Annotated in this window: 21 protein-coding genes; 6 read left to right on the top strand and 15 right to left on the bottom strand. The window is 36.9% G+C overall.

Annotated features, from left to right (window positions below; translation table 11 throughout):
- Nucleotides 1-24: 24 nt before the first annotated feature.
- Nucleotides 25-552, bottom strand: a complete 528-nt coding sequence (locus FW768_RS15430; RefSeq protein WP_153396903.1) for a hypothetical protein — start codon at nucleotides 550-552, stop codon at nucleotides 25-27.
- A 116-nt stretch (nucleotides 553-668) separates the two neighbouring features.
- Between FW768_RS15430 and mnmA the strand changes: the two genes are divergently transcribed.
- Both mnmA and FW768_RS15420 read left to right on the top strand, forming a co-directional pair.
- On the top strand, nucleotides 669-1,856 hold the full coding sequence (mnmA, locus tag FW768_RS15425; RefSeq protein ID WP_153396901.1) for a tRNA 2-thiouridine(34) synthase MnmA: 1,188 nt from the start codon (nucleotides 669-671) through the stop codon (nucleotides 1,854-1,856).
- Between the two features lie 80 nt (nucleotides 1,857-1,936).
- Entirely contained in the window at nucleotides 1,937-2,146 is a 210-nt protein-coding gene (locus FW768_RS15420; protein ID WP_153396899.1) for a hypothetical protein, read from the top strand.
- A gap of 56 nt (nucleotides 2,147-2,202) precedes the next feature.
- Here FW768_RS15420 and FW768_RS15415 read toward each other — a convergent pair whose 3' ends face one another.
- Together FW768_RS15415 and FW768_RS15410 are read right to left on the bottom strand one after the other, a co-directional pair.
- The gene (locus tag FW768_RS15415) at nucleotides 2,203-2,556 is read right to left on the bottom strand and encodes a hypothetical protein (RefSeq protein ID WP_153396898.1); all 354 of its coding nucleotides are present in this window, start codon (nucleotides 2,554-2,556) and stop codon (nucleotides 2,203-2,205) included.
- A 14-nt stretch (nucleotides 2,557-2,570) separates the two neighbouring features.
- A complete protein-coding gene (locus FW768_RS15410) occupies nucleotides 2,571-3,293 on the bottom strand; it encodes a glycine-rich domain-containing protein (protein WP_153396896.1) in 723 nt (240 codons plus the stop codon).
- Between the two features lie 114 nt (nucleotides 3,294-3,407).
- On the opposite strand from FW768_RS15410, the gene FW768_RS15405 reads away from it, so the two are divergent.
- Nucleotides 3,408-4,304 carry a hypothetical protein gene (locus tag FW768_RS15405; protein WP_153396894.1) on the top strand — a complete coding sequence of 299 codons (897 nt, stop codon included), beginning with the start codon at nucleotides 3,408-3,410 and terminating at the stop codon, nucleotides 4,302-4,304.
- Nucleotides 4,305-4,319: 15 nt separating this feature from the next.
- Here FW768_RS15405 and FW768_RS15400 read toward each other — a convergent pair whose 3' ends face one another.
- The 9 genes from FW768_RS15400 to FW768_RS15360 all read right to left on the bottom strand — a co-directional run bounded on the left by FW768_RS15400 (nucleotide 4,320) and on the right by FW768_RS15360 (nucleotide 12,466).
- A complete protein-coding gene (locus FW768_RS15400) occupies nucleotides 4,320-5,063 on the bottom strand; it encodes a LytR/AlgR family response regulator transcription factor (protein WP_153396892.1) in 744 nt (247 codons plus the stop codon).
- Nucleotides 5,064-5,119: 56 nt separating this feature from the next.
- Nucleotides 5,120-5,395 (bottom strand): 2TM domain-containing protein, encoded by a 276-nt coding sequence (locus tag FW768_RS15395; protein ID WP_153396890.1) that lies wholly within the window; start codon nucleotides 5,393-5,395, stop codon nucleotides 5,120-5,122.
- Nucleotides 5,396-5,426: 31 nt separating this feature from the next.
- Nucleotides 5,427-5,723, bottom strand: coding sequence for a 2TM domain-containing protein (locus FW768_RS15390; RefSeq protein WP_153396889.1), 297 nt, complete (start codon nucleotides 5,721-5,723; stop codon nucleotides 5,427-5,429).
- Between the two features lie 303 nt (nucleotides 5,724-6,026).
- Complete coding sequence (locus FW768_RS15385; RefSeq protein WP_153396887.1) at nucleotides 6,027-6,596, bottom strand: methyltransferase family protein; 570 nt, start codon at nucleotides 6,594-6,596, stop codon at nucleotides 6,027-6,029.
- An 86-nt stretch (nucleotides 6,597-6,682) separates the two neighbouring features.
- Nucleotides 6,683-6,976 (bottom strand): 2TM domain-containing protein, encoded by a 294-nt coding sequence (locus FW768_RS15380; protein WP_153396885.1) that lies wholly within the window; start codon nucleotides 6,974-6,976, stop codon nucleotides 6,683-6,685.
- 13 nt (nucleotides 6,977-6,989) lie between these two features.
- Nucleotides 6,990-8,306, bottom strand: coding sequence for a 2TM domain-containing protein (locus FW768_RS15375; protein WP_153396883.1), 1,317 nt, complete (start codon nucleotides 8,304-8,306; stop codon nucleotides 6,990-6,992).
- Between the two features lie 176 nt (nucleotides 8,307-8,482).
- On the bottom strand, nucleotides 8,483-9,133 hold the full coding sequence (locus FW768_RS15370) for a hypothetical protein (RefSeq protein ID WP_153396881.1): 651 nt from the start codon (nucleotides 9,131-9,133) through the stop codon (nucleotides 8,483-8,485).
- 90 nt (nucleotides 9,134-9,223) lie between these two features.
- Nucleotides 9,224-11,470 (bottom strand): TonB-dependent receptor, encoded by a 2,247-nt coding sequence (locus tag FW768_RS15365; RefSeq protein WP_153396879.1) that lies wholly within the window; start codon nucleotides 11,468-11,470, stop codon nucleotides 9,224-9,226.
- 93 nt (nucleotides 11,471-11,563) lie between these two features.
- On the bottom strand, nucleotides 11,564-12,466 hold the full coding sequence (locus FW768_RS15360) for an AraC family transcriptional regulator (protein WP_153396877.1): 903 nt from the start codon (nucleotides 12,464-12,466) through the stop codon (nucleotides 11,564-11,566).
- Between the two features lie 249 nt (nucleotides 12,467-12,715).
- On the opposite strand from FW768_RS15360, the gene FW768_RS15355 reads away from it, so the two are divergent.
- Nucleotides 12,716-13,219, top strand: coding sequence for a superoxide dismutase family protein (locus FW768_RS15355; RefSeq protein WP_153396875.1), 504 nt, complete (start codon nucleotides 12,716-12,718; stop codon nucleotides 13,217-13,219).
- A gap of 55 nt (nucleotides 13,220-13,274) precedes the next feature.
- On the opposite strand, the gene FW768_RS15350 is transcribed toward FW768_RS15355, so the two are convergent.
- Entirely contained in the window at nucleotides 13,275-15,404 is a 2,130-nt protein-coding gene (locus FW768_RS15350; RefSeq protein WP_153396873.1) for a carboxy terminal-processing peptidase, read from the bottom strand.
- Nucleotides 15,405-15,742: 338 nt separating this feature from the next.
- On the opposite strand from FW768_RS15350, the gene FW768_RS15345 reads away from it, so the two are divergent.
- Nucleotides 15,743-15,913: a lmo0937 family membrane protein gene (locus FW768_RS15345; RefSeq protein ID WP_153396871.1), complete on the top strand. Its 171-nt coding sequence runs from the start codon at nucleotides 15,743-15,745 to the stop codon at nucleotides 15,911-15,913.
- Nucleotides 15,914-16,046: 133 nt separating this feature from the next.
- Here FW768_RS15345 and FW768_RS15340 read toward each other — a convergent pair whose 3' ends face one another.
- Nucleotides 16,047-18,836, bottom strand: coding sequence for a chondroitinase family polysaccharide lyase (locus FW768_RS15340; RefSeq protein ID WP_185151985.1), 2,790 nt, complete (start codon nucleotides 18,834-18,836; stop codon nucleotides 16,047-16,049).
- 462 nt (nucleotides 18,837-19,298) lie between these two features.
- Between FW768_RS15340 and surE the strand changes: the two genes are divergently transcribed.
- On the top strand, nucleotides 19,299-20,069 hold the full coding sequence (gene surE, locus FW768_RS15335) for a 5'/3'-nucleotidase SurE (protein ID WP_153396867.1): 771 nt from the start codon (nucleotides 19,299-19,301) through the stop codon (nucleotides 20,067-20,069).
- 80 nt (nucleotides 20,070-20,149) lie between these two features.
- Here surE and FW768_RS15330 read toward each other — a convergent pair whose 3' ends face one another.
- Nucleotides 20,150-21,553: a radical SAM protein gene (locus FW768_RS15330; protein ID WP_153396865.1), complete on the bottom strand. Its 1,404-nt coding sequence runs from the start codon at nucleotides 21,551-21,553 to the stop codon at nucleotides 20,150-20,152.
- Between the last annotated feature and the right edge of the window lie 10 nt (nucleotides 21,554-21,563).

The following is a 21,563-nucleotide window of genomic DNA, read 5'->3' as shown; positions in this document are numbered from 1 at the left end:
ATAGCTCTTACAATAGGTTGAAGATTACATCCCTATTACAAAACCAATATTGGGAATCAGGCCGCTTGAAAATACGCTGGAATTTTCTTTCCATAAAACATTGTACATCAATCCGATCTGCATGAAAGAATTCCCTCCTATTCTCTGCATATAACCGCCTCCTAAGTACAAAGCCGTTTCTTCTTCATTGAATTTATAGTCGTAGTATTTATCTTTGTAATTGATAAAATAGTGCTGAAGATTGGCTCCTACATAGAATGATCTTGCAAAATAGTAATTGGCAAACGGCCCTGCCCCGAACATTGTTGACCTGTAAAAGTCCGAAGTCTGCCAGGAAACACTTCCCATAACTCCCGCTTCCAGATCATTGGTAAGCCGGTATCCTACTCTGGGTGAAGCCTGCAAATAAAAAGCGCTGTTACTTCCGAAGCCCAGGCCAATTCCGCCCCCAAAGGTCCATTTATTGTTTTCCTGAGCCGGGGTACCTACTGAAATCTGTGAAAACGCAGGTACTGAGAGCATCAGCATCAGAGGAATAATAAACTTTTTCATATACTATTGTTTTTGTCAATGTTTAAAATTATGGTTTTTTTACGAATATTTTTAATTGTATTTTTGCCGGATCAAACTAAGGACTCCCGTTAAGAGTTCCGTAAAATTGAAATAGAATGAAAATAGTAGTAGGCCTCTCCGGAGGTGTAGATTCCAGTGTTACAGCATATTTGTTACAACAGCAAGGGCATGAAGTCGTGGCTTTGTTCATGAGGAACTGGAATGATGCGTCGGTAACTTTAGAGGATGAATGTCCCTGGATTGAAGACAGTAATGATGCGCTTATGGTAGCTCAGAAATTGGGAATTCCTTTCCAGGTTATTGATATGAGTGAACTCTACAAAGAGCGTATTGTAGATTATATGTTTGCTGAATATGAGAAAGGGAGAACCCCAAATCCTGATGTTTTATGCAACCGTGAGGTAAAATTTGATGTTTTTATGAAAACAGCAATGTCTCTTGGTGCTGATAAGGTCGCGACCGGACATTATGCCAGAGTCAACTCAACGTTTGACGAAAACGGGAAGGAAATTTTTCATCTTTTAGCCGGAAAAGACAACAATAAAGATCAATCGTATTTCCTATGTCAGCTGAGCCAGGATCAGCTTTCTAAGGCATTGTTTCCTATCGGGGAACTTACAAAACCACAGGTTAGGGAAATTGCAAAGGAAATCGGACTTGTAACCGCTGATAAAAAAGATTCTCAGGGCTTGTGTTTCATTGGAAAGGTAAGTCTGCCCCAGTTTCTACAGCAGCAATTGGTTCCAAAAGAAGGGGAAATTGTTGAAATTTTCAAAGATTCACCACTTTTTGCTGGTGAAACTCCTGAATTTTCCTCAAAACAGGAAGAGCTTGAATTTTTATCCCAGAAAATCCATTATAAAAAATCTGACGGAAAAGTAATCGGAAAGCATCAGGGTGCCCAGTTTTTTACGATCGGACAAAGTAAAGGCCTAGGTATAGGCGGGCATAAGGAAAGCTGTTTTATCGTCTCCAGAGATATGGAAAACAATATTCTTTTTGTAGGTGAAGGTCACAGCTTCCCGGGATTGTACAGAAAGGCATTAAAAATTGATAATTCTGAACTGCATTGGGTACGGGAAGACATGAAACTTCAGAACGGAGAATCTATGGAGGTAATGGCCAGATTCAGATACAGGCAGCCGTTGCAGAAAGCTGTTCTTTATCAGTTTGATGATGCTTTTTATATTGAATTTGATGAGCCGCAGTCGGCCATTGCAGAAGGACAGTTTGCTTCCTGGTATATTGGGGAAGAGCTGATTGGAAGCGGAGTTATTTCATAAAAAGAAAAATTTTTGATTTTTTTTGTAACGTATTCTATATTGTCATACTTACTCAGTAAATAACAATAAAAAATATCATTATGAAAACGACTTCAAACCATCAGTATGCTGCAGCCAATAGTGTTTTGCTATTCCTTGTATCTCTTTTATTAGGATACAATATTTACCAGGAAATTTACCACCCTGAAAAATCAGAGCTTTTTCTGTGTGCAGTGCTGGTAGCCATTACTGCCGCCATGATCAGGAGATACGGTCTTAAAACGGATCATGAAAATCAGAAGAAATCTTAAATCATATAACCCGAAGCAATCTGTTTCGGGTTACTTTTTTATTTTATTCTGAATAATCAGACCTTAGTCTTATGATTGACATGATACGACATAACAACCATTATGACAATAAATTCCAGGATCAGGATCATTACCAGAAAGCCAACCGGTTTTCCCAGGCTGATTCCTCTGACCAGTTTGATGATTCCGAGAATCAATATAAAAAAGATAAAATACAGTGAAGTTTTCAAAGTTGTTTCTCCCGATCGTTTTAAGAAAAAAGTGACGAGATAGGTTCCCAGTATCAGGATCAGGTAAAACTTCAGGAAGTCCGGACCTTTTGCCATTACCGGATTGAGGGTCTGATTTTCCGTATAAAGCCATATCAGGCCAGTAATTACCGGAACTAAATGAATGAATATATTTTTCATAGCTTATCATTTTTTTAACCACCACATCCGCCGCACCCCCCACAACCCCCGCCGCATCCTCCACCTCCACCGCAGCTGCTTCCTCCACAACTACCTCCGGCACTTCCATCATCTTTCCCTTTAGGATTTTCTCCATCGCTGCCAGAGAATAATGAAATGACAGATCCGAAAATAGTAACTCCCAATAGGGAAAAGAAGATCATTCCTAAAGTGCTCAGAATTTCTCCTAGGCAGGATGACAGTAAGAATGGGATCATAAACAACGGAAGAATCCTGAGTTTCCTTAACCAGTTTTTCCTGCTCTTTTCGGGTGTTTTTTCCTGCCAGATGTCTTCAGGAGCTTCTTTCTGAAAGATGGTTTTGTATTGGCTGAGGGTATCCAGAAACCAGTCCTGGTGTTTGCATTTTTCCTGTTGCCCGCCTTTTGAAGGATGATGATGAAGCTTTCTTCTGAGGATTTCAGGGCAAAATTCTTCCCAGTAATTTTGGGTGTAAATCAGATGCATATGCCATACTTTGTCTACAATCTTACTGGGTGAGGCGCCGTGAGGCAGAATACAGCACAAATAAATGAATTTCTTATACTCCTCTATTGCTTTTTTGGTGAAGTCCAGAGTCCAGTTTTCTTCTTTAGCCAGCTTTTTAGAAAAAGGGAAATCGGCATCGGAAGCATCTAATGAAAATCCCTGTAATCTGTTCCAGAGAGATTCGTCTTTTAATTGCATTGTTGTTTCCATTGTCTTTACTTTTATTTTTCTATTCAAATATCTTTTGATTTTGAAATATAAAAGTCTTTCAATAGTCTTTTTTAGTTCTGTAAAAATCTTAAATTAGTCTTATAAAATAAATTCATGAAAAAAGAAGATATCTTACATCTGGAAAAGCTAATGAATTTTTTAAGTCGTCATTTCTTAAAGAAAAATCATTGGGAGGATGTCACCAAGACCGAATGGGCCTATATCAGTGAGGAACTGAATGAACTGATCTCCGCCAGTCAAACAGAGAAGGGAATCAAAAAAGCACCGGATCTTCTTGGTCTGAATTATCTGTATGAGCACCTGATCATTAATAAACTAAAAAAGTACAGACACAATGAAAATGCAGATTTAAGCAGGCCGAACCTAGCTAAACTGAGCAGTATTGTCAAGGTTTTAGGATATTCAAATTATATTGACTTCATCAATTCCAATACGGAGGCTTTTAATTTTAATAACCTTAAAATCGATCTTAATAATGTCAGTCAGAATACAGCCCTTTTAGACCGTCTTATGGGCTGTTGGTATTCTTATAACAGGAATCTTCCGGAAAACCCTTTACAGGCAAAAGAAGAGCGCATCTGGCGTTCTGCAATGGAAATCTACAAATCTGAAACTACCGGAGAATACTTTATTGAAAGAAGCGGGGGCGACCATCACAAATATTTCGGAAAAGTTACCGCCTATTCAGACTATGTATTCATCATCATGAACAGCAATACCTTCATCCGTCAGCGGCATTTTATCTCAAGGATAAAAGATATCAAGGAAAAGCTCAAAAATCCAGACTATAAGCTCCATGAGTTGCATTTTATAAGTACATGTATCAGTTTTAATCAAGAGCCTATTGCTCTTTTTGAAATATTTCAGAAAGCTGACAGAAAGACTTTTATTTCAGACTCCGTCAGTTTTCCGATTGACAGTGATGAGATTCCCCAATCTATTATAAAACAACTTGAAGATACAGAATCTAACAGGATAGATTACAGATAACTATGTGTTCGTTTTTTAGCTTACCAACCAGTCTTTAAAATCTTTCACCCGGTCACGGCTGACCGTGATTTCTTCCTGCGGCTGAAACTCAAGTTCTACTTTATAATAAGGCGAGGTGTGAATATTTTTAATATGATCTGAATTGATGATAAACTGTCTGTTTGTCCGGAAAAATTTCTTTTCATCAAGGACATCCTCAAGCTCATCCAATGTAAAATCTGAAGGGTAAGTACGTTCTTTTGTCTGAAGATATACGATCTTATTTTCACTGAAAAAACAGCTTATTTCGTCGGTCTGTACGATCTTCAGATTATAACCTATCTTCACCAGAACTCTGGAAAGGGTAGACTTTTCTTTTCTGATAAGCTGTTTAATATCCTCTGAACCCGTTGTATTATCTGATGGAATAAATGATTTAAACTTTTCTACTGCTGTTGTAAGATCTTCATCCAGAATGGGTTTTAAAAGATAATCTATACTGTTCAATTTGAATGCTTTCAGAGTGTATTGGTCAAAAGCTGTGGTATAGATGATAAAACCTTTGGTAGGTACTTTTTCAAAGATATCGAAGGACAGTCCGTCACCCAGTACAATATCTGAAAAGATCAGCTGCGGATGTTCATTTTCTGAAAACCAGGCCACTCCGTCTTCTACCGATTCAATTTTAGCAACTACCTCAATTTCAGGAAAATTACTCAGCATACGTTCTAATTTCCTTGAAGCAGGTTTCTCGTCTTCGATAATGACAGTTTTGATCATAGATATTGAGTTTGGGGTTAAAATCCGGAATAAAATTAGAAAAAAGTAGAGAGAATCTAAAAATCAATTGATTTTTTATTGTTTTTAAAATGTTTTTCCACGATTCCTCTTTCCCATTGATCATCAAAAATAAATAAGTCAACGGCTTTTACAGTCAGGACTATTCCCCAAATGGTAAGCAGCAGAGAGCCTCCTGTTACTGAAAAATCAAGGGTTCCATACTTCATATATTTTCTAAGAAGAAGCACTCCGGCTACGATTGTAAACCATAAAAGGTTTTTATAAAATTTCTTTAGTTTTTCTACTCTTGTGTAGGCATTATTATAGTTCATGGCAGTACGTTTTTTTAGATTAAAATTGAGTTTATAATGTTTTGGTATTTCTTTTTTCTTCTTCCATTAATTGTCTGATCTTCTTTTCCTCCCAGTCTTTTCCAATTCCGAAAACGTTGACTGCATGAGCGGCGATTCCGATTCCCCATCCCAGTGCCGGCCAGAAAAACCATAAGTGATTAGGAGCAGTTAAAAGATTCAGAGCCAATAAAAAAGGAATAACCAGGCAGTATGAGGTAAGATTTCCGTAGAATCCTTTCAGTTCTTTTACTCTTTTAGATGCTTTTTCATAAGCAAGTGTCTCATTAGTGAATGATGTTGTTTCCATAATTTTCTGTTTTAAAGATTGATTTGTTATTTTGTTGAATCAAAGGTAAGGCGGAAAACCAGCCTGATTCAACTTTATATAACTGAACGGTAAATTATGGTGACTGAATGGTAAATGTAAGATACCAAAGACGAGATGGAAGTAGCTTTTAGTTATAAATATTCAAGGTCAAATTAAAATACAAAAAAAGAGATTGAAAACAGGGTATCATTTATTATTGATGATTTTCATAACTTCCCTCTTCCAGCTCCCTGTTACAAACCTGTTTAAATCTGAAATTATAATCCCGAACTAAAGTGATTTTTAATAGATAAACGGAATCAGTTTCTTTGTTTTTTTCCTGTACTCAATATATTCGTTCCCAAACTGTTCGATAAGAGCCTGTTCCTCAATTTTAATTCTGTAGGCAAAAGCAACGAACGGAGGAACAAAAGCCAGTATCAATGACAGCCAGTTGTCCAGATACAGCCCAAGACCTAACGATGTCAGCAGAGAAAAAGCATAAGAAGGATGTCTGAGGTATTTGTAAAATCCTTCTTTTTTGATTTTATGGTCCTGTTTTATCGTAACATCTACCGTAAAATACTTTCCTAATGACCTGATGATCACAAACCGTAAAATAATTCCGATAAGAATAAATGATTCTCCCAGATATAGAATCCAGTTTTTGCCGGTAATGGAAAAATTGGTGAGATTAGACACTGCTATTGAAACAGCAATAGAAAAAGGAATGGCCAGCCACAAAACATTAAGACTGGACTTATCTTTATCCTTCTGGTCATCTTTTGTAGATTTAAGGATTCTCTTGTAAAGAAATTCACTGAGAAACCATGCGGCCATTGAAACGTAAAATATAATTTGTAACGAATTCATATAGATCTATTTTTTGAGAAGGTAAAGCACGAAAAGGTAAAAGGACTAAAAAGCGATTTTTTTTTCCTTTTAGCCCTTATGTATTTCTATTTTTTCATTAATTCTTTGATCTTCTTTTCCTCCCATTTGCGCCCCAGCATAAATCCGGGAAAGAAAACGGTAAGGCCATAAAGTAAGATCAAAATCCCCCAGACAATGGGAACAACAAAATACTGTATTCTCCATATACTTTCACCTGGATTAAGATCTGTATAGTTTACGAACAGAATGAAGAGGTTTACAGCCAGATAAACAAATACAGACATATAAAAACCTTTCAACTTTTTTACTCTTTTCTCTGCTTCTTTATAGCGGATGCTGCTGGTATCTAAATGTTCCATAATCATTATAGATTTATTGTTGGTTTTGTTTTTCTAAAATTTCCCTGATTTTCCTGTCTTCCCAGTTCTTTCCTATCGCAAATACGCTCATTCCGTGGGCGGCAAGCCCTATTCCCCACCCCAGCATCGGAAAGTAGAACCAGATGTGTTTCGGATTGGTTAAAAGATTTAGAAGAATCAGGAACGGAATGACAATACAGTAAGAAATAAGATTGGCATAAAACCCTTTTATTTCTTTTACCCGTTTTTGGGCTCTTTCATAAGCTTTATCTTTATCTTCCGGCTGAATACTGACTACATTAGGCTTAGTAACCAATACCGGAAGTTTTACTTTAAAATAATCCCCGGATTTTTCTATAAATACATTTCTTTTGGTAAGCAGTGAATATCGCTGAACGATATTGGCAAGTCCAATTCCCGAACTCTCTTTGATCTGTTCTCTTACCTGGAGGTTATTTTCTATACACAAGGTGTCATGATCAGAAAATATTTTAATAGCCAGAGGTCTTGAAGAAGTGGCAAAATTATGTTTGATACAGTTTTCCAGCAAAAGCTGTAGTGAAAGCGGTACTACATACTTCCGGTAATCCTCTTTGTTGACTTCAAAAGTGAAGTCAACACTGTCTTCAAATCTGGTTTTTAAAAGTTCACAATAGGTTTTCGCAAATTCTATCTCGTCTTCCACCGTTACCAGCTCTTTATCTTTTTGTTCAAGTACATAACGGTATATCTTTGACATTGAGGAGGTAAACTTCTGGGCCTGCTGTGGGTTTTCATCAATTAAAGAACTCAAAACATTCAATGAATTGAAAAGAAAATGGGGATCAAGCTGGTTCTTTAAACTTTCAAATTGTGCGTTGGCCGACTTGGCAATCAATTTCTGCTCCACCACCTCTTTTTTGGAGGTTTTCTTCAGCTCATCTGCAAAGCCTTTCGCATGTAGAAAAGCAGAGATCAGAAGAGCGATATTGATCATGAACCAGTTCGTCAACCCATATTTATTAGAGAAAAAAACTTCTGGAGTTGCGGCCTTTTGAATCACGACAAAGTTCATGTAATTGCAAAAGTAAACCAGGATAAAATTACTTACTATAATAGAAATAATACTTAAAACAGCTCTGGTTCTGGTTGCTTCAGACCAAGGGAATCTTCTGTCCAGAAAATCACTGATCACCCCGTTTCCAATGCCAATCACAAAAGAATACATCCCTGAGATGAGCAGTGTGATGAAAAAGTTGTAAAAGGTCTTTTCAGAATTAAAAAACAGAAAGAAGAACAAGGCTGTCCCCAGCGATACCCAGAATAATATGATTAGATCTTTACGTTTCATGTTGGTTTTTTATTACTCCAAAATTAGTCCCTATTAAAGATATTAAAAATTATTTCTCACTGAAGGGTAGATTTCCCTTCCTGAATGGTATAAAAAAACCTTCATAGAATGAAGGTTAATTTTATTTGAGACAGGAATAAAGAATCTTTTATTAAAGATAATTTTTCATCCTTTTTTTATTTTACCGGCTGGCTGATAAAATATTCGGCTTCTGCTTTTCCCCAGTTCGGATCTAATGCTGATTTTGGAGTATATGCATTAAACTTTGCCAATGCTTCTTTAAACATCGTTACCCCTTTAGCTTTGCTTCCTCCGTATTGTTTTGGAGTAAAATATACATCTTCTGCTTTAATCAGGGCAATTCTAGGGTTTTCCGGATCCAGCTTTTCTGCGGCTTTCATTTCAGCTTCAGCAATAGCACCAGCTGTTTTATATCGCTGCTGTGGATTAACCATCATTCTTAATGAATAAGCCATTTTTCTAAGAAGGTGGGTTTCTGCATTATCTCCTCTTAATACCCCCGTAGCTCCAGCCAGATATTTTTCTGCTTCTAAGGCTGCATTATCAAGTTCCTTCAGTTTACCGTCTCTCATCAAAACTCTACCTTTTTGAATGTAAGCAAATGCAGCATAATATCCTGGAAGCCATTCTTTGGTTTCTTTGGCATTAATTCTTATAAAGTCATTGGCTAAAGCCTGAAAATCTTCGGCAGTTCTGCATGTTTCTATTTTGGCAATTTTTTCTGTCATTACTTTTTCATAATCGGTCTGAGCAAAAGCTGTTAAACTCATAAAAGCAAAAGCAAAACTTAATAGATATTTTTTCATTACATCAATTTTTAAGATTAATTATATTTTTATCAAAGATATGTATTTCGCAGAAAACATTGTATTATTACAATTTAATTCCCATTATTTTTATAAATTATTATTAATAGCATCCTGTGTTTTATCAACTCCGAAGCTGATAAATGCCCCTACAAAAACAAAGGTATTCACTGGCGGAACGACGGCCGAACTTCTTGCCCCGTCCACAGAAAAATTATATCCATAGACATTTTTCGCTCCCAAAACATTGGAAATACTCAATACAAAGACTGTGAAAGCTTTAGCGTCTTTTTTTCCGATGCTGGGAATATAATTAAAGCTCACGTTAAGTGCATTATAATCTTTCAGACGCCCTTCATTCCTTGTATAGTTAACAGCTCTTCCATCTCCAAAAGAAGAAACAATATCATAATAAGGCCGTCCTTTGGCATAGGTATAAGACAGATTTGCTCCCAGTTTCCACTCCGGTATGAATCTTTTTACCACAGCTGAAAATGTATGTTCTGCAGCAAATCCTGGTTTTAAACTGACCGGATAATTAAGGAAGTCTCTTTTGGAATCCAGAAACGAATAGGTAATCCAGTAATCAATGTTTTTAAATGTTTTATTGTTATCTCTCCAAAATAGCTCTATTCCTTTAGCATAGCCGTATCCATCATTATTTAAAGCCGATTGGGTCTGCTGATTCTGTGAATTTCCCTGTGTGATATTGAATGTTTTTATCAGCTGGTCATATTTTTTATAAAAGGCTTCAAGGCGCAGGGTTCTTCCTTCCGTTCCTCTCTGAAGCTGGAAGACATAATGCTGTGATTTCTGAAAACCCAGATCTGCAGGACCGTTGATATATTTGCTTTCCGGGTTCTGATAAAAGAGTCCGTAAGCTAAAGAGGTCGTCCAGCGGTCTGCAAGGCGATAGGCCAGCGCAAAACGGGGTGCTATATTATTTTTGTTCAGAAAAGAGGAATGCTCTGCTCTTACTCCGATTTTAGCGGATAATGCATTGCTGAATCCAAGATCTGTTTCTGCAAAAACAGAAGAGATAAGGTCTTTGTAATTCTTTCGGATGGCTTCAAAATTTAGTTTTTCATCCGTATTATTCAATTCAAACCCGGCTCTAACAGCGCTGATCCTGTTGATTTTCCGGTCAGCAACTGCTTTAAAATTAATGTAGTTGCCATCTGTCAGAAGTGTGGTCCGTCCCGATTCAACTTCATTTGTTTCTGTAGAAAAGTTAAGATCCGAACTGTTGAAAGAATAAGAAGTTCCTACATTCAGAAGGTATTTCCCGAATTTTTGTCTGAATGACAGATTATGATAGGTATTCTGTCCTTTCAATCTCACCAGTGAAAAATCATATCCGGGTTCCAGACTTTCTGATTTTACTCCCATTTTGTTGGAGGTATACATTCCGTAGTATTTTAAAATTCCTCCTGATTTTGTTTTAATTCTGAAATTAAAATTCCCGTCTAATCCTTTTGGAGCATCGATAAAATCTGTATTGAAGTTGAATACTTTCTGCATCAGGCTCAGAAGAGAATAACTGAAAGAAGCGCCATAAGAATGCTGCTGATCCTTCCCTAATTTTTGAAATCCTGCACTAAGAAATATCGGTGAAATCCCGAAATCATATGAACTCTGATCCGGAAGATCAACACTTTCCAGCATCAAAACCCCTGAAAGCGCCTGTCCGTATAATGCAGAATATCCGCCGCTTGAAAATACATTTCCTTTGAACAGTGATGTATTGAACTGATCCCTTCCTGCAATTCCGGGTATGGAATTGGAAAAATAATTATTGATAAGGCTTCCATCCATAAAAATCCTGGATTCTGATGCCGTTCCTCCTCTGATGAAAAGTCCGCCTGTTTCTCCGACTTTCTGAACTCCCGGAAGATAATTTAATGCAGAAGAGATTTGTCCGTCCGCTCCCGCTATGGTATAGATATCTATAGGAGTAAGAAGTGCTGTTGCCCTTTTTTTATCACTGGCTTCGATAGAGCCCGCGGAAACAACTATAGCATCAATCTCACTGATCTGCTCTTTAAGTTCTGCATTGAAAGAGACATTCTGATTGTCAATAACAATAGCTTTTTCAGTCTCCTCATACTTTGGATGAGTAAACGTTAGTATGTGACTCCCTTTTTCTGAGGTTTCAAAAGAGAAATTACCCTCAGCATCGGTTGTTGTTCCATCGTATGTGTTTTTTAAGGTGACATTTACCTCACCTACTCCTTTATTTCTAAAGGTTACTTTTCCTGAAATTTTCACCTGGGAATATCCCGTTATAAAAGTGAGCAGAGCTATCAGAAACAGTATTTTATGTCCTTGTATTTTCATGGAATGTTGTTTTCTGAATCAAAAATAAGATGAAAAATACCTTCCTGTAAAAAATTTATTACTGAAAGGTATTCTTTTATTACTGAATGGTAATTAATGAACAGGAATGCAGAAATCCACGATCATTTTTCCTTCAGGATGTTCTTTAAAGTTAGAATGATAGATCTCAAACGGAAATGTTTTCTGCATTGAATAATGATGTTCATTCATCCATAAAAATAGGGAAACCCAGCATTGTTCAAAATCATTGAGAGTAACCTCCCCGCTTCCTACAATGAACTTTCCGGCCTCAATGGTTTCAGAAAAAATCTGTCCTTCCTGTTCTTTCAGCTTTTCTTCTAAAAGCATACATGCGTGAATCCTGACTTTTTCCGGTGGTGTTACTTTGAAGCTGTCATGATACACAGAGATCATTTTGATATTTTCTCCGGGAAATAGCCGTTTCTTTACAGCCCAGTCAAGCAACACATTATACGATGGCTCTACATTACTCAGCCCGAGGCTCATTACCGCAGCCAGATTCATTTCCGGCAGCTCTTTAACTTCAATTTTTAAATTCATTTTTGTCCAGTTTAATAGGTTTTCGACATTGCAAATGTATGGGCTGAAAACCGTATCAATTTGTCCATTCTTGCTTGGAACGTGTACAATCTTGTGAAAAGATGCAGGAGCAGATTTACGGAATTCTGAAGGAGACATCCTGTAATATTTTTTAAACGTTTTATTAAAAACCGAATGATTGGCAAAACCCAGTTCAAGGTAGATCTCCTTAATATCGAGGTGTTTGTGTACAGCCAGATAAAATGCGCTTTTTTCAGTTTTTTTCCTGAGAATATACTGTTGAAGTGTTTCACCTGTAATAAGCTTAAATATTCTATGGAAATGAAACGGCGAATAGGCGGCTACTTCCGCTATTTTTTCCAACGAAAGGTCTGTGTCAAGGTTATTTTCTATATACCAGATCGTTTTGATAATCCTCTTTTTATAATCTTCCAATTCAAAAAATACTAATTTGTAAAGGTATCAGAATAAAGAAAATTTAAGTTGTCTTTTATTGCGTTTTTTTAATTTCATATCCATCATTTTACTCTTCGTAGAAAGTAAAAAGAAAAAATTTAATTCTGCTATAAAATGCAATGTGCCTTTTTTTATTGGAGACAATTGTAAAAAACGATTGAAATCATAAAGCGCTTTGGAAAATCTTTTATACATTTATCATTAAAATCACTATAAATCATTTAAAAAATGAGAGGACAAACATTAGCATTATTAGCGGGATGTGCGTTTCTGGCAGCTTCTTGCTGTACAACGAAAACGTACTCAGTAAACGCTAAGAGCGGAACACAAACAGGCGGTACTGCCAAATTTACCCAGAAAGGAGATGAAGTTGTGATGAAACTTGAGGTAACGAATCTTACTCCGGGAATTCATGCTGTACATATCCACGAAAAAGGCGACTGTTCTGCCGCTGACGGAACTTCTACTGGAGGCCACTGGAATCCTGCCAAAGATGACCACGGAAAATGGGGAGCCGAGCATTTTCATATGGGAGATATAGGTAACCTGACTGCTGACCAGAGCGGAAAAGCCGTTTTAACCTTTAAGACCAATAAATGGTGCCTTGGCTGTACAGATGAGTCTAAAAACATCATCGGAAAAGGACTGATTGTACATGCAGCAGCTGATGACTTCCATACCCAGCCTACCGGAAATGCCGGCGGAAGAGTGGGATGTGTAGAAATTAAGTAATCTGTTATTCAATAAAAAAAGACCGCCGATCGATGATCGGCGGTCTTTTTTTATGTTATGATTTCATTCCCATATCGGAAACGATATTCATTGCTTCCTGCAGGTATGGATCTTTTTTAAGGTTTTTGATCCACATTTCAGATTTTTTCTTGAATGCTTCGTCTTTTTTCTCCCTTTCAATTTCATTTGGATACATCATGAATTTCAATCCGTTTTCAAATTTTGTTAAAGCTTTGAATTTCTCGATCTGAGATTTTCTCTGTTTCATCAGGTCATTGAATTTATTGATATTCAGTGTAATGCTTTCTTCTTTATCCAATTTTTCTCTCCATTGGGCTGATTCCAGCAATAATTGATAGTTGCTGTTTTTAGCCATTCTGTCAGCGCTTGCTTTTTCAAGAGCCTGGATATTGAAATAGTTCAGTTTCTGGTATTTGGTGGTAGGAATTTTATCCCATGCCAGCGCAAAATCATCATAACGCTCTCCTACTTCCGCGTAGGTAAAGAAGTCTTTCATCTGGATATCGGAAACAATTCCTTTTCTCTGGGTAGATTCTCCGGATATTCTGTAGAACTTCTGAATCGTCAGTTTTAAAGATCCGAAATCATCTTCTGTATTTAAGAATCTATTCAGGTCTACAAAGGTCTGCACAGTACCTTTTCCGAAAGACTGCGGAGAACCGATAATCATCGCTCTTCCATAATCCTGCATTACTCCGGCAAGGATCTCAGAAGCTGAAGCAGAAAGTTCGTTCTGCATGATGACAAGCGGCCCTGTCCAGATTGGTGTTTCATTTTTATTCTTTAAAGTCTGAATTTTTCCGTTTCCGTCTTTCACCTGAACATAAGGTCCGGCTTCCATAAACAGTCCCATAATATCCCCTACTTCTGTAAGAGAACCTCCTCCGTTGTTTCTAAGATCCAGAACAATTCCTTCAATATTCTGCCCTTTCAGCTTGATGATCTCATTTTTAATATCATCGGAGGCATTTCTTCCTTTAGAATCTTCAAAATCAGCATTGAAGCTTGGAAGATTGATAAATCCGTACTTTTTTCCGTTCGGAGAGTTCACAACAATACTTCTCGCAAAAGTATCTTCAATGGCTACTTCTTCACGAATCATTGTTACATCCTTGATGGTTCCGTCTTTCTTCTGAACCGTTAATGTCACAGGAGTTCCTTTTTCTCCTCTGATTAGTCTTACGGCTTCATCAGAAAGCATTCCTACAACGTTTACGGCATCATCTTTCGGCTTTGATTTTACTTTCAGGATCTTATCTCCTTCTGAAAGCTGTTTGGACTTCCATGCCGGAGCTCCGATTGTCAACGCTCCAAGATAAAGATTTCCTTTTTTCTCCTGGATAATGGCACCGATACCGATTACTTTTCCTGTAAACTGGGTATCAAAATCTTCTTTATCTTTTGGAGAATAATAATTGGTATGCGGATCGAAAACTTCAGTATAAGCGTTCATATACACCGTAAACCAATCCATTTTCTTTCTCTTTTTGAATCGGGTAAAGGTATCTTTTACCAGGTCTTTCACCTCATCTGTTGCTTTTTTGATCTTCTGATCCTGGGTAAGCACCTGAAGCTTAATGGTATCTTTCAATTTGAATTTCTGAACGGAATCTTTCTTCTCTTTCTGAGCTTCTTCCTTGCTGTTCATTGATTCAACTTCCTGAAGAATATTATACTTGATGTATTTTTTCCATTCATTATACTGTTCCTGCTTGGTAGTAGGGACTTTTTTTAATTTAGGCTCCAGGGTAAGTGCATCATCTTCCTGAAGATTAATTGGTTTGCTGAAGATGTCCTGAGTAATCTTATCTATCTCATCAACCCTTTGATATAGCCTGTCGATGGTAAGCTTATAGAAGGTAAGATCTCCCTGGTTAATATAATCATCAAGCTTTGTTTCGTGCTTGCTGAATTCGTCCATATCCGACTGCAGGAAATATCTTTTTGCAGGGTCTACCAGTTCGAAATAATGCTTATAAACGTCCTTCGAATAGGCATCATTAATAGGCTTTGGGCTGTAATGCAAATAAGAAAGTGTATTTTTTACGCTCACCATAATCGTCTGCATCTTTTCGTCATCATTCTTTGGCGAGTTGAAACAAAACATTAGACTTGTTAATGGAATCAGGAGTAAAAATTTATTCAGTTTGAAATTTTTCCACATAAACTGTCTTTATTTATTAATTTTTTTTTTAAAAATAAGTATTATAATTAGTAGCAGTAATTTTGGTCCTGTTACAAACGATCAAATTTAATACCTTATTTACAAATATCGAATAGTTTTCCCTTTTTTTATTAAAAGAAGAAAATAAATAATGAAACACCTTTTAATCATCTCCTGTTATTAGGAGCTTTGGTTGGAAATAAGGGAAACTCTCTTATTTCTTTCCGAATGTTTTTATAAAGGAAACCTCAATAAAAAGATACCACAAAAATGAATTTAATGACGTAAAGGCATAAAATATGCTGGTATTTAATTACATAACTTTAAAATGTAATATCATGAGAAGTTTATTATGGTTAATTGCGGTCATCTGTATCGTTGTTTGGCTTTTAGGAATGTTAGGAATAGTACCGGGCATCAGCACAGGCTATTTGATACACATTCTACTGGTTATAGCAATTATTGTTATCCTTTACAATATTATTACCGGCAGAAAGCCTCTTGAGTAATTTAAATTTTGTAAAACCACTTAATTAAATCAATTAGCAGGCTTCAGCAGATACTGTTTTCAGATTTTGCTAAAGCCTGTTTTTTTTAGAGTCTCCGGATTACAATTCTTATCAGCCGGAATTAATTATTCTTTTAATTCCTAATGATCTTCCTACAGTCATTATCAAGACATACCGTATATGTTCCTGATACTAATGAACTGAGATCAAGGATACTTCTATCTTTATTTTTTTCCACTGCAATTATTGAAGAAATATCTCTTCCTGAACGATCATAAACTTTCAGGTTTTTATAAGATTTTTTTATGGAGATAATTGTGACTTTTCCTTTTGTTGGATTCGGATATATGGAAAAAGCAGCATCCTTATTTCCAATCTCCTGAGTTCCCAGAAAAACTTCAGGAATCAAAGTGGTCTGAATCGTAATTCCGTTGATGGTATTAAAGGTAACTTCAGTATTATTTCCTGTAATAGAAATGTTTATATTATTGTTTGGAGATTCCAGCTGCCATTTACCAGCCAGAGTAAGCTTTACAGGGTCAACTTGTGGTATTTGATAAAAACGGGATGCCGTTCCGGATATCTGATTAAAAGTATAATTCTCATTATCACTCAAAAGTCCCAGTGGACTCGTAAGGCTTACCTTTAGTTTATTTCCGCTATTTAGCGTTTGAGTCATTATTATCGATGGTTTATTTACAGAAATCACTTTATCATTTTGGAATACGGATGACGCATCAAAAACAGCATAACCATAGATGTTGTCTTCCACAGATTTCATCACATGGGCTTTATTATCCTGCTGAAAAACCTCAAAATAATTGGAAAAATTATTCGCCATATTCTGCGCACCGGCTGCTCCACCCTGCATAATGATCCCGTAACGGTATTTACCTGAAGAAGGGGCTGTACCATGGTCTATATAGGCCGTAGTATAATCCCCTTGGGTATCCGCAGTATTAGCCTGATTACGGGACTGTTGGGTACTCCTTTTAATTACTACCGAACCTGTATAACCGTCTGAAGGAATTGCAAATCCGTTGCCTACAGCATCCGTAGCCCATACATTTCCTGTACTTTGTGAAAAATTCACATTAAGCCCGGTTTGAACAGTTCCGTTTATATTTGTAGGGGTAGCGGCAGTAGGCAGGCCTGTCTGAAATAGGGTTGTATGAATAGGGTATGTTCCTCCCGCATCTTTGATCTCAGAGCCCAGACACAGCATTTTGTCTTTAAAGAAGAAAACCGTTTTAAGTGCAGAAGCTCCTGTAACGGAATTGGCATCCTTATAATCCATGGCGAATATTCCATTATTATCCAGCGAAGCATGAGCAAGGAATTTTTTTCCACTAAATAATCTATGAGTTCCCGTAGGAAAAGCACTTAATGGTATATTGGCAACCGTTGTTCCGGGAAGATGGCTCCAATCCCATCCGTTATCTGTAACAGCACCATTTGTCCCTGCTACTCCTAAACCATTAGAAAGTCTTGTTTTAAAAGTCCCCGCAGAAAGAATTTCCATTGCTCCGGCGGAAATATATCTTCCGAAAATATTTTCTGTAGCACTGTTTTCGTAATGCCAAATATGATTACTGGTTCCTTTTACAGCAACATGATAACCATTGTATTTGTGAACGCTAAGCCCTCCGTAAGGGAAGCTGAACTGTCCTTCTGTAATTGAGTTACTTGGCAACAATGAAACATTATTTTTAATGTTGATAACAATCTGTCCCATAGACATTGTATTTCCCGTTCCCGATGTAACCGCAGGATTAAATCCACCTCCGGGCATGTTATAAATCTGTTTAAAAAACTGACCTGCTTCCAGGTTTTCAACAGGATCTGCAGCATACAACAAAGCAAAAGCGGATCTGATAGTAAGAAGAGGTGTTGTGGTATTGGGAAAACGGCCAGTCCAGCCCCTGTGAATCTCAAAATCGGCACTGTATTTCTGATAAGCCATCAGTGCATTTTTGAGATTGTTTCTTGAAGTGGCATTTAACTCGTACGCTGTATTTTTAAGAATGTAATTCAATACAGCGGCAACACTAAGTCCATTTGCCCCATATGAATTAGGGTAGGCACCTAAATGATGAAAGGCAGTAAAGTCCGGTTTAATCATATCTGCCCATCCGCTTGCAATAGACAATGAGTTATTCATAAAACGATACAGGAAATTCATTTTCTCCAGTTTTTGCGGAGCAGTATCATCCAACGCCAAGATATAACATAGGCGGACGTGCATCATTGAACGTATCACATCAGTATTGCATCCAGAATACGTAAAATGATAGTTGGGGTTGGAGGGATCTATAAAGGAAGTAAACCCCTCCAAAATTCCCATATGATGTGAAAACTCACCAGCCTGAACCAACTCATCTTTCATAAGGAGTACACATTCTCCTAAAGGAGAACTTCTCAATCCAAAGCTCGAATTCCCCATTGCTATCCGCTCCATAGCAGGTTCCACAGAAAGTTTAAAATTGGTTGTACTGTTTATCCCTTTGTCTTTGATGTATTTAAATACTTTAAGAATTAATTCTTTAAGCTGCGGGCTATGGTATTTAGGATTGGAGGGTTGACCATTCACAATGGGTCCTTTCAGATGGTAAGCCATTACGAGGTAAAAAAGATTGCTGTTTACCAGGCTTATTAATGCACTTTCATCAGAAGAGTTTACCATATTCCAAGCTACTCCTGGTGAATCAAAGTTATAATTGTTATTAATGGTAGATTCCACACTGTTGGCCTGCTGAATATATTTATTATACAGTGCCTTCACATTATTGTCCGAGTAAGTTGTTATCGAAGCATCCGTAAGCCAGTTGATATACTTTGTCTTGACGTTGTTTATTTCGCTAAGCTGCGCTTTCAGGAAGCCGGAACTTAAAACAATCAAAAATAATAGAACTCTGGGAAACATAATATATATTTTTCTGTTAACTAAAATTTGTGTTAAGTCTTCATTTTCTGCCACTTCATCCAATTCTTTGATTATGAAATAAAAGACTATGTAAAAATACATCTTTTCCATCTACATCAATAAATTATTCACTATTCAAAATATATTTTAATGATTTTTTTATCATTTACATCATTTATTAATATGAAATAATTAAAAATGTTTATATTTTATTATAATTTTTACAAAATACGATAAAATATTATTTTAAAAAATCGATCATCTGAAAAGATTACTACAAAAACAATCTGTTTTATAAAATGTCTGTCCTTTATCTTATATTCAGGACATCAATTCTATTCAATTTTGGTAAGAACACCGTTTATTTTTGAAAACTTTTATCTACTTTTGAGGTAAATTAATTTTCTTATTCTCAGAATAAAAGAAAGTTAAATTGCACTATTTGTTAAAATCAATTTTTTTATGGAAAGACCACTTATTCTGGTTACTAATGATGATGGAATTACCGCACCAGGAATCAGAAATCTTATAAATTTTATGAACGAAATAGGGGAAGTTATTGTTGTTGCACCTAACTCTCCTCAAAGTGGAAAAGGCCACGCTATTACAATCAATTCTACGTTAAGCTACGAAGAAGTAACCCTTGACGGGCCGCAGACTGATTATTCATGCAGCGGAACGCCTGTAGATTGTGTAAAAATGGCTCTTGACAAGATCCTGAAAAGAAGACCGGATATTGTCGTTTCAGGAATCAACCACGGGGCTAATTCTTCAATCAATGTGATTTATTCAGGAACCATGTCTGCGGCTGTAGAAGCCGGAGTGGAAGGAATTCCTGCTATTGGATTTTCTTTGCTGGATTTCAGCTGGGAAGCTGATTTTACTCAAGCTAAGGAGTTTATTCAGAATATTGTAAAAAGAACACTGGAAAACCCCATGCCGAAAGGTATTGTATTGAACGTTAACATCCCGAAACTTCCTGCAGAAGAAATCAAAGGAATTAAAGTTTGTAAACAGGCTAACGCCAAATGGGAAGAAAGCTTTGACGAAAGGGTAAACCCACACGGAAAAAAATACTACTGGCTTACTGGTTATTTCAACAATATGGATGAATCTGAAGATGCTGATGAAACAGCATTAGCCAACGGATATATCTCCATTGTTCCGGTGAAGTTCGATCTTACGGCTTATGAGTATATGAAAACATTGGAAGAGGTAATGAATTTCAATTGATTTATATAGCCGGAATATGACAATATCCGGTAAACAATACATTTAAGGGGCGTGAAAGAATAATTTCCGCCCCTTTTCTATTAAAATAAAACTTTATCTTCCCTTCTGAGTTCTTCCAGATATTCTTTCTTTTCATCTCTGTAGAAAAGATTCATCGTCTCAAAAGGAATCAGCTTCAGGTTCTTATCTACAATATGAACGCATGATTTTTTTACCGCTCTTACATCAAAATCATGGGCATCCATAAAATTCATGATGATGATTCTGAATAGATTATCATAATCCAGATCCGGAGCACATACCTCAGGAAGACAGCACAGTAACTGGTTCACCTTAGGTTTTACTTTATCTACAGAAATCCCTGTACTGAAGATATCCAGCAGCTGCATATGAAGTCCCTGATCCTGTTCGTAGACAATGGTATTTCTGGATTCATTGTTCAGGAGATCTGCAGGATTGATATATCTTGTCAAAGGAATGATTTCTCCCTGTAGCTTAAGAATATATCCCATTGCCAAAGCATCCGGATTACAAGGAACCGGAATAATATCATCCCCGTTAAGAAGCGGAAACTGGTTGAGAATTTCCTGTCTTACTTCCGTCAGGGTAATCTTCTCATGAGCAGAATCTTCCCTGTTTCTTCCTGCAATTTCTACAGGCTGGAAAGTAATTCCTCTTACACATTTCTGCTTTAGGGCAAATTCAATGATCTTCCCTATTTCATCAATATTTTTACCTTTCTGGAGCACAATCACCAAGGTGGTGGAAAGGTTAAGCTCATTCAGCTTTTCCAGTGCCTTCATTCTGACTGAGCTAAGGTCTTTACCTCTGAAATCTTCAAGCACTTCCGGCTTAAAAGAATCAAACTGGAGATAGACTTCAAATTCAGGAGCATAAGATGCCAGTTTTTCAGCAAATCCGGGATCATTGGCAATTCTTATTCCGTTGGTATTCAACATCAGATGTTTGATCGGCTTTGATTTGGCAATATCCATAATCTTAAAAAACTCTGGATGAATGGTGGGTTCTCCCCCACTGATCTGGACCACGTCCGGCTCGCCTTCATTTTTCACGATGGTATCAAACATGGCCTCAATTTCTTCCAGACTTCTGTGGCTTCCGTAATGAGGAGAAGACATAGCATAGCACGTAGGACAGGTTAGATTACACCGATCCGTCACTTCCACAATAGAAAGACAGCTGTGCTGCTCGTGATCTACACACAACCCGCAGTCGTAAGGACATCCATATTCCACATCCGTTCCAAAATGCACGGGCATTTCTGATGCTTTGTTGTAATTTCTTATGTTTTTATAATATTGCACATCTGAAGCAATTTTTGTTTTGAAAAACCCATGGTCCGGGCATCTTTTCGTCATGAAAACGGCTTCATCCTCTATAATGATCTTGGCTCCTACCCTTTTAAGGCAATCAGGGCAAAGGCTGATGGTATAATCGTAATAGGTATAATTTCTTACTGGCATAATTTAATTT

Source organism: Chryseobacterium vaccae (genome assembly GCF_009602705.1).
Lineage (GTDB): Bacteria > Bacteroidota > Bacteroidia > Flavobacteriales > Weeksellaceae > Chryseobacterium > Chryseobacterium vaccae.
The sequence above is the reverse complement of the archived record's forward strand: the minus strand, read 5'-3'. Positions and strand labels throughout refer to the sequence as shown.

What these genes read in the sequence shown, in the direction of transcription:
- FW768_RS15430 (WP_153396903.1), bottom strand. Translation starts at nt 552, where the DNA reads ATGAAAAAGTTTATTATTCCTCTGATGCTGATGCTCTCAGTACCTGCG.
- mnmA (WP_153396901.1), top strand. Translation starts at nt 669, where the DNA reads ATGAAAATAGTAGTAGGCCTCTCCGGAGGTGTAGATTCCAGTGTTACA.
- FW768_RS15420 (WP_153396899.1), top strand. Translation starts at nt 1,937, where the DNA reads ATGAAAACGACTTCAAACCATCAGTATGCTGCAGCCAATAGTGTTTTG.
- FW768_RS15415 (WP_153396898.1), bottom strand. Translation starts at nt 2,556, where the DNA reads ATGAAAAATATATTCATTCATTTAGTTCCGGTAATTACTGGCCTGATA.
- FW768_RS15410 (WP_153396896.1), bottom strand. Translation starts at nt 3,293, where the DNA reads ATGGAAACAACAATGCAATTAAAAGACGAATCTCTCTGGAACAGATTA.
- FW768_RS15405 (WP_153396894.1), top strand. Translation starts at nt 3,408, where the DNA reads ATGAAAAAAGAAGATATCTTACATCTGGAAAAGCTAATGAATTTTTTA.
- FW768_RS15400 (WP_153396892.1), bottom strand. Translation starts at nt 5,063, where the DNA reads ATGATCAAAACTGTCATTATCGAAGACGAGAAACCTGCTTCAAGGAAA.
- FW768_RS15395 (WP_153396890.1), bottom strand. Translation starts at nt 5,395, where the DNA reads ATGAACTATAATAATGCCTACACAAGAGTAGAAAAACTAAAGAAATTT.
- FW768_RS15390 (WP_153396889.1), bottom strand. Translation starts at nt 5,723, where the DNA reads ATGGAAACAACATCATTCACTAATGAGACACTTGCTTATGAAAAAGCA.
- FW768_RS15385 (WP_153396887.1), bottom strand. Translation starts at nt 6,596, where the DNA reads ATGAATTCGTTACAAATTATATTTTACGTTTCAATGGCCGCATGGTTT.
- FW768_RS15380 (WP_153396885.1), bottom strand. Translation starts at nt 6,976, where the DNA reads ATGGAACATTTAGATACCAGCAGCATCCGCTATAAAGAAGCAGAGAAA.
- FW768_RS15375 (WP_153396883.1), bottom strand. Translation starts at nt 8,306, where the DNA reads ATGAAACGTAAAGATCTAATCATATTATTCTGGGTATCGCTGGGGACA.
- FW768_RS15370 (WP_153396881.1), bottom strand. Translation starts at nt 9,133, where the DNA reads ATGAAAAAATATCTATTAAGTTTTGCTTTTGCTTTTATGAGTTTAACA.
- FW768_RS15365 (WP_153396879.1), bottom strand. Translation starts at nt 11,470, where the DNA reads ATGAAAATACAAGGACATAAAATACTGTTTCTGATAGCTCTGCTCACT.
- FW768_RS15355 (WP_153396875.1), top strand. Translation starts at nt 12,716, where the DNA reads ATGAGAGGACAAACATTAGCATTATTAGCGGGATGTGCGTTTCTGGCA.
- FW768_RS15350 (WP_153396873.1), bottom strand. Translation starts at nt 15,404, where the DNA reads ATGTGGAAAAATTTCAAACTGAATAAATTTTTACTCCTGATTCCATTA.
- FW768_RS15345 (WP_153396871.1), top strand. Translation starts at nt 15,743, where the DNA reads ATGAGAAGTTTATTATGGTTAATTGCGGTCATCTGTATCGTTGTTTGG.
- FW768_RS15340 (WP_185151985.1), bottom strand. Translation starts at nt 18,836, where the DNA reads ATGTTTCCCAGAGTTCTATTATTTTTGATTGTTTTAAGTTCCGGCTTC.
- surE (WP_153396867.1), top strand. Translation starts at nt 19,299, where the DNA reads ATGGAAAGACCACTTATTCTGGTTACTAATGATGATGGAATTACCGCA.
- FW768_RS15330 (WP_153396865.1), bottom strand. Translation starts at nt 21,553, where the DNA reads ATGCCAGTAAGAAATTATACCTATTACGATTATACCATCAGCCTTTGC.